The 7,291-nt window shown below is 59.0% G+C and carries 8 protein-coding genes; 4 read left to right on the top strand and 4 right to left on the bottom strand.

The features are described from left to right. Nucleotides 1-154: 154 nt before the first annotated feature. Nucleotides 155-739 (bottom strand): YajG family lipoprotein, encoded by a 585-nt coding sequence (locus ACIOWA_RS26780; RefSeq protein WP_221731543.1) that lies wholly within the window; start codon nt 737-739, stop codon nt 155-157. Nucleotides 740-943: 204 nt separating this feature from the next. Between ACIOWA_RS26780 and ACIOWA_RS26775 the strand changes: the two genes are divergently transcribed. Continuing rightward, on the top strand, nt 944-1,177 hold the full coding sequence (locus ACIOWA_RS26775) for a hypothetical protein (protein ID WP_339432183.1): 234 nt from the start codon (nt 944-946) through the stop codon (nt 1,175-1,177). Nucleotides 1,178-1,882: 705 nt separating this feature from the next. Further along, nucleotides 1,883-3,391 carry a malate dehydrogenase (quinone) gene (gene mqo, locus ACIOWA_RS26770; protein WP_401162781.1) on the top strand — a complete coding sequence of 503 codons (1,509 nt, stop codon included), beginning with the start codon at nt 1,883-1,885 and terminating at the stop codon, nt 3,389-3,391. A gap of 64 nt (nt 3,392-3,455) precedes the next feature. Here the strand turns inward: mqo and ACIOWA_RS26765 are convergent, their stop codons facing one another. The 3 genes from ACIOWA_RS26765 to ACIOWA_RS26755 form a co-directional block, all read right to left on the bottom strand. Further along, nucleotides 3,456-3,743 (bottom strand): PA4642 family protein, encoded by a 288-nt coding sequence (locus ACIOWA_RS26765; RefSeq protein ID WP_339432185.1) that lies wholly within the window; start codon nt 3,741-3,743, stop codon nt 3,456-3,458. A gap of 63 nt (nt 3,744-3,806) precedes the next feature. Beyond that, entirely contained in the window at nt 3,807-4,286 is a 480-nt protein-coding gene (locus ACIOWA_RS26760) for a hypothetical protein (protein ID WP_339432186.1), read from the bottom strand. Between the two features lie 181 nt (nt 4,287-4,467). Continuing rightward, nucleotides 4,468-5,025: a hypoxanthine-guanine phosphoribosyltransferase gene (locus tag ACIOWA_RS26755; protein WP_339432187.1), complete on the bottom strand. Its 558-nt coding sequence runs from the start codon at nt 5,023-5,025 to the stop codon at nt 4,468-4,470. Between the two features lie 165 nt (nt 5,026-5,190). Here ACIOWA_RS26755 and upp point away from each other — a divergent pair, with 165 nt between their 5' ends. Together upp and ACIOWA_RS26745 are read left to right on the top strand one after the other, a co-directional pair. Next, nucleotides 5,191-5,829, top strand: coding sequence for a uracil phosphoribosyltransferase (gene upp, locus ACIOWA_RS26750; RefSeq protein WP_007912842.1), 639 nt, complete (start codon nt 5,191-5,193; stop codon nt 5,827-5,829). A gap of 2 nt (nt 5,830-5,831) precedes the next feature. Next, a complete protein-coding gene (locus ACIOWA_RS26745; RefSeq protein ID WP_339432188.1) occupies nt 5,832-7,106 on the top strand; it encodes a uracil-xanthine permease family protein in 1,275 nt (424 codons plus the stop codon). Nucleotides 7,107-7,291: the final 185 nt, after the last annotated feature.

Raw genomic sequence — 7,291 nt, 5'->3', positions numbered from 1 at the left:
GCGTGTAATCGCGCTGACTACGTTTTGCGCCCGTATCCATTGCACCCTCCTGATAAGAAGCCAGAAGGTGTAAACCTTATTCAGGACGAGACAGCGGCCACAAAAAAGCCCGGAGCCATCACTGGCACCGGGCTTTTTTTACTGCGCCGAAAGCTTACTCGGCGAGGACCTGACCCACGGTCGGGTCCTTGAACAGACGCGTCAACGCATCGCTCAACACGTCGCTGACCAGTTTGGTGTTGGTTTCCTGGTTGGGCGCCATGCCGAAGCGCTGATCCAGCGAAGCACCGTAACGGCCGCTGTAGCGACGGTTGGCGTTCTGCACGTCGGAGCGGAAGGTCGCGCCGATAGTCGCCTCGGTCACGTACATGCCTTCTTTCGGCGACTGGTATTTCAGCTCCGCCAGGGTCACGGTCAACTGCGGTGCGTTCGGTGCGTTGTTGGTCGGGGTGAACCCGAGCAGACGCACGGCGGCTTCAGCCTGAGCCTGCAACTTGGGCAGGATCTGCTCGCGCTGCACGCTGATGACGCTGGTTTCCGGGTACAGACCGCCACGGGTGCCCAGGGTTGGCGACGGACGACCGTCGACCACACGCACCACCACAGGCTGGCCACGGCCGACAGCCGCCAGTTGCGTGGTCAGCTTCGGTTCCGGACTCAGTTGTTGCGGGCTGTGGGCGCAGCCGGCCAGAGTCAAACCGGCCACAGTGATCAAACCGAACAACAGGCGTTGCAACATGCTCTTTTCTCCAGAATCAGGCACAAACAGGCCCGCAGTATAGCGGTGGGCCACTGCGCGGAACCAGCACCGCACAATGAATACTGAAATGTCTGACAAACCCTGATGAAAGCGGTTCCTGTCACAGATTGTTCACCGCCCATACACCTTGACGTCACGGCCTGCGGGCAAGCTCGAACCAGTCCTCCAACAAGGTACTCGGCCATGCGCTATTTGATCTCGTTGTTCGCCCCACGCCCGCTGCACCGCTGCTTTGCCCTGCTCGACCGCAACGGCCACTGCCAGGCGTTCAAGCAGTGCAGCCTGCAGCCAATGGGCGACGGATGGGTGGAAATCGAAGAAATCCGCCTCAATTGGTTGCGTAATCCGCTGCCTGCCAGCGCCCGGATCGCCCAGCGTCAACCGCGCGCAAACGCTCAGGTCCAGTTGAGCATCTGACCGGATGCCTAATAAAAGTCATTAAACACAACCAACTCCGCGCATTTCTTCGATACAATCTCCCCCCGATTATAAGGACGTCTCCTGATCGGGCCCCGCAACAGCGTCAATGCGCATGCATCGACATCCAAATCGCCCACAGAGAGCCGCCCACACAGATCGAGTGAAGTTGGCGTGCTTGCCTGTTCCTGCGGCAAAAACCCGCTTTTCGCGAATCTGCAGAGCTGTCATTACGCTCGGCCACCGAGATGTTTTGCCCCTTCGGGCAGGTTGCCAGGCTTGGACAGCCCTTTTTTGAGGTTCACGTCTTCAAAAGAGCGTGAAAAAAACGGGTTTTCACAACTTCACAAGAGTGTGGCGAGCAAATGAATAGTTTTGCGTCTGAACATGCACCATTAGCGTCTGAAACAGCCCAACGACACAGGACCGGGTATACCTCGAATACCAGAGCCTGAAGCCTGTCCGCTACGGATTTGGTTGCACAAAACGGATGTCTCGACCATAAGTCGAATTGCCAGCCGCGCGCTGAAATGAGTTCATGGAGCTCGTAAAGCCAGGCCGCATGCGTCCGTCGAAGTTGCGAAAAATTGCGAAGATTCGGACATGGCGAACCTGACCATGGGCATCCTGGGTTTACTGACCTGCCCTTGAATGCCTGGCAGCCATGCCGACAATTTGGTGCTGCAGATTTTGGAGACGCGTTAAATGGCGCATAACGAAGCAGTCGACGTAGTTCTGGTTGGGGCCGGCATCATGAGTGCCACCCTTGCCGTACTGCTCAAAGAGCTCGATCCGGCGATCAAGCTGGAAGTTGTCGAGCTGATGGATTCCGGTGCTGCCGAGAGTTCCAACCCATGGAACAACGCCGGTACCGGCCACGCTGGCCTGTGTGAGCTGAACTACACGCCGCAGGCGGCTGATGGCACCGTCGACATCAAGAAAGCCGTGCACATCAACACCCAGTTCGAGGTGTCGAAGCAGTTCTGGTCGTACCTGACCAAGAAAGGCACGTTCGGCTCGTGCAAATCCTTCATCAGCCCGGTCCCGCATCTGAGCTTCGTGCAGGGCGACAAAGGCGTTTCCTTCCTCAAGGAACGCTTTGATGTGCTGCACAAGCACCACGCGTTTTCCGACATGGAATACACCGAAGACAAGGCCACAATGGCCGAGTGGATGCCGTTGATGATGCCGGGGCGCGCGCCGGACGAAGTGCTCGCCGCGACCCGGGTGATGAACGGTACCGACGTCAATTTCGGCGCTCTGACCAATCAGTTGCTCAAGCACCTGACCAGCGCCCCCGACGCTCAAGTCAAATACTGCAAACGCGTCACCGGCCTCAAGCGTAACGGCGCCGGCTGGACCGTCAGCATCAAGGACGTCAACAGCGGCAGCAGCCGTGAAGTCGACGCCAAATTCGTTTTCCTCGGCGCGGGTGGCGCGGCACTGCCGTTGCTGCAGGCTTCGGGTATCGAAGAAAGCAAAGGTTTCGGCGGTTTCCCGATCAGCGGCCAGTGGCTGCGTTGCGATAATCCGCAAGTGGTCAAACACCACCAGGCCAAGGTCTACAGCCAGGCAGCGGTGGGTTCGCCACCGATGTCGGTGCCGCACCTGGACACCCGCGTTGTCGATGGCAAGAAATCCCTGCTGTTCGGGCCATACGCCGGTTTCACCACCAAGTTCCTCAAGCACGGCTCCTTCATGGACCTGCCGATGTCGGTTCGCGCCAGCAACATCGGCCCGATGCTGGCGGTGGCGAAGAACAACATGGACCTGACCAAATACCTGGTCAGCGAAGTGATGCAGTCGATGGAGCAGCGCCTGGAATCCCTGCGCCGTTTCTACCCGGAGGCGAAAGCCGAAGACTGGCGCCTGGAAGTGGCCGGCCAACGGGTACAGATCATCAAGAAAGACCCGAAAAAGGGCGGCATCCTGCAATTCGGTACCGAGCTGGTTTCGGCCAAGGACGGCTCCCTCGCCGCCCTGCTCGGTGCTTCGCCGGGTGCATCAGTGACCGTTTCGATCATGCTCGAGCTGATCGAGAAGTGCTTCCCGGGCAAGGCCAAGGGTGAGTGGGCGGCCAAACTGGCCGAAATCTTCCCGGCCCGTGAAAAAGTCCTGGAAACCGATGCGGCGCTGTATCGCAAGATCAACACGCAGAACAACATCGCCCTGGAACTGGTTGAAGAAAGCAGCGAGACCCCAAGCTACGCTTGATCTTGCCGCATAAAAAACGCCCCGCACTCAGTGAGTGCGGGGCGTTTTTTTGTGCCTCAGGTTTTTAGCCGCGGGCTTTTTCGATCAATTCGATGTAGTCAGCAGCGTTGCGCTGATCCTTGATGTGGTCAACGAATGTCTGGCCCTGCTCATCCTTGCCATCCACGTCGTAACCCGCCGCGACAAAGAACGTCAGAAAGCGCTCGAAGTCATCGATGCGCAGGCCTCGGTACGCCTTGATCAATTTGTGCAGCGACGGCGAAGTGGCATCGATCGGTTCAAAATCGAGGAACAGCTTGATCTGCTCATCGCCAATCTCGTCACCAATCACTTGTTTCTTATCTTTACGCATTGCCGACTCCAGCTCGCAGACATGACACGGGGTCGGCAGTTTACCCCTGCCCCGCCGCCGGGCTCAACGCGATCGAACGGCCCCGGTGTGCAAATCGGCCCAGACATGGCCGTTGGCGTAGCTGAGGAACTGCACATACACGGTATCGTGGCGCAGCAAGTCGATCACCACGCGGTATTGCGACAACGGGTAAAACAGGGTGAGCGTCTTGCCCTTATCGTCGTAAACCGGTTTTTTCAGGCTTTTGCTTTCGCCATCAAAACTCACCAGCACCTGAGCGATCGTCGCGCCCTTGTTCAGGGGTTTGCCCTTGAGGCGAATCATCAGGGACGAGGTGACCGGAATCGGCTGCTGATTGGATGGGCGTTGAGCCCCCACGACCACCGAATAGTCGGTCACTTGCAGCAGTTGCTGCTGTTCGGGCGCGGCAGCGCGCAGGGTCAGGTCGTCCGGCGGCAGGAATTGACTGTGCATCGGCGCGGCGGCCAGAGGCAGGCTTAGGGTCAGCAACAGGGCGGCAAAGCTGCGGATCAAGAGGCTCATGACAGGCTCCGGGGGCGGGGCCGAGCACTCTAGCATGGGGTGTATGAAAATCGATCAGCGCACACCAAACAACTGTGGGAGCGGGCTTGCTCGCGAAAGCGGTGTGTCCCTTGTCAATGATATTGACTGACACGACGCCTTCGCGAGCAAGCCCGTTCCCGCCGTTAGATCAAGGCGTGGGTTACATGCCTTTGACGGCAAAGATCCCGTTGGCGTTGCGCCAGTAGCCTTTGTAGTCCATGCCGTAACCGAAGATGTAACGGTCGATGCACGGCAGGCCGACGAAATCGGCTTTCAGGTCAGGACGCGCTTTGCGGTCGTGATCCTTGTCGATCAGCACGGCGGTGTGCACTTTGCGCGCCCCAGCGTGTTTGCAGAAGTCGATGATCGCGCCCAGGGTGTGACCCTCGTCGAGGATGTCGTCGATGATCAGCACGTCGCGGTCGATGAACGAGACTTCCGGCTTGGCTTTCCAGAACAGGTCGCCGCCGCTGGTTTCGTTGCGATAGCGGGTGGCGTGCAGGTAGGACGCTTCCAGCGGGAAACTCAGATGAGTCAGCAGTTTGCCGGAGAAGATCAGGCCACCGTTCATCACGCAGAACACCACCGGATTGCTATCAGCCAGTTGTTCGTTGATTTGTGCACCGACGCGGGCGATGGCCGCCTCGACTTCAGACTCGGTGTACAGGCAGTCAGCCTCTCGCATGATTTGACGGATATGCTCGAGATCAGCGGACATGGTGCTCTCCAAGGGGTGGCGGAATCAGGAAAAGCGGGCAAAGGTACGCATCAAGCGAGGCCAGATCAAGCCTTTATGGACTAACGTACTCGATGTCCTATAGGACATCACCCTCGGATAGATTAATCTAGGCCGGTTTTTTTGCCCGCCGCCGGAGCCTTTCCCATGCCCATCCTTGAGATCCGCCATCCGCTGATCCGTCATAAACTCGGTCTTATGCGCCGCGCCGACATCAGCACCAAGAATTTCCGCGAGCTTGCTCAGGAAGTCGGCGCACTGTTGACCTACGAAGCTACAAAAGATTTGCCGCTGGAATCCTACGACATTGCCGGTTGGTGCGGCACGGTGTCGGTGGAGAAAATCGCTGGCAAGAAGATCACCGTGGTGCCGATCCTGCGCGCCGGCATCGGCATGCTTGAAGGCGTGCTGAGCCTGATCCCGGGCGCCAAGGTCAGCGCTGTGGGCGTTGCCCGCAACGAAGAAACCCTGCAAGCACACACCTATCTGGAAAAACTGGTTCCGGAAATCGACGAACGTTTGGCCATGATCATCGACCCGATGCTCGCCACCGGCAGTTCCATGGTCGCGACCATCGACCTGCTGAAGAAGGCCGGTTGCAAGGACATCCGCGCCATGGTGCTGGTGGCCGCGCCGGAAGGCATCGCCGCCGTAGAAAAGGCTCACCCGGACGTGACCATTTACACCGCGTCCATCGATGAACGCTTGAACGAACACGGTTACATCATCCCAGGGCTGGGCGATGCCGGTGACAAGATCTTCGGCACCAAGCAGAAGGACGCGTGACCATGCAGCAAGAGTTCAACGATCCGCTCTGGCGCACGGTGTTGTCCGGCGCGCAGATGCTGTTCGTGGCTTTCGGCGCCCTGGTGCTGATGCCGCTGATCACGGGCCTTGACCCGAACGTGGCACTGTTCACCGCAGGTCTTGGGACGATTCTGTTCCAGATCGTCACCGGGCGTCAGGTGCCGGTGTTCCTGGCGTCGAGCTTTGCGTTCATCACGCCGATCATTCTCGCCAAGGGCCAGTTCGGCCTCGCCGCGACCATGGGCGGCGTGATGGCGGCCGGTTTCGTCTACACCTTCCTGGGCCTGGCCGTGAAGATCAAAGGCACCGGGTTCATCGACCGTCTGCTGCCGCCGGTGGTGATTGGCCCGGTGATCATTTCGATCGGCCTGGCCATGGCGCCGATTGCCGCGAACATGGCAATGGGCAAGGCCGGCGACGGTTCCGAACTGATCCACTACCAGACCGCGATGATGATCTCGATGCCAGCGCTGCTGACCACGTTGATCGTGGCGGTGTTCGGCAAAGGCATCTTCCGCCTGGTGCCGATCATTTCCGGCGTACTGGTCGGTTTTGCCATGGCGTTCTATTTCGGCGTGGTCGATACCGCGAAGATTGCCGCTGCCCCTTGGTTTGCCATCCCGCACTTCACGGCGCCGGAGTTCAACTGGCAGGCAATTCTGTTCATCGTTCCGGTCGCGTTGGCGCCTGCGATTGAACACATCGGCGGCGTGATTGCGGTCGGCAGCGTGACCGGTCGCGACTATCTGAAGAAGCCGGGCCTGCACCGCACCCTGCTCGGTGATGGCATCGCCACTACCGCTGCGGGACTGTTCGGCGGCCCGCCGAATACCACCTACGCCGAAGTGACTGGCGCGGTGATGCTGACCAAGAACTACAACCCGAAAATCATGACCTGGGCGGCGATTTTCGCCATCAGCCTGGCGTTTGTCGGCAAGTTCGGCGCGCTGCTGCAGAGCATTCCTGTACCGGTGATGGGCGGGATTCTGTGCCTGTTGTTCGGTTCGATCGCGGCGGTGGGGATGAACACCCTGATCCGTCACAAGATCGACTTGGCCGAGGCGCGCAATCTGGTGATCGTTTCGGTGACGCTGGTGTTCGGGATTGGCGGCGTGCTGGTCGGCACGGGCACCGGGCCTGACGACTTCGGCCTCAAAGGCATTGCGCTATGCGCGGTGGTGGCGATTGCGCTGAACCTGATCCTGCCGGGCAATGACAGCTGGAAGCACAAGAAGGCGGATGAGCCGCTGGTCTGACGGCTGAAAATCTTTATTGCCTGAAGGACCGCTTTCGCGAGCGCTCCCACAGTGAATCTGCTGAGCACACAACATTTGTGGCAACACAGACCCTGTGGGAGATTCTATGGTTCATGCCTAGCCCCTAAACCGCTTTAGGGGAGTATTCGCTCTGGTTTTTCAACAGAGCAAATACCACCCGGGCA

This window comes from Pseudomonas sp. NPDC087614, assembly GCF_044743485.1.
Classification (GTDB): domain Bacteria; phylum Pseudomonadota; class Gammaproteobacteria; order Pseudomonadales; family Pseudomonadaceae; genus Aquipseudomonas; species Aquipseudomonas baetica_A.
Note: the sequence above shows the minus strand (reverse complement) of the source record. Positions and strands in the feature narration are given on the sequence as shown.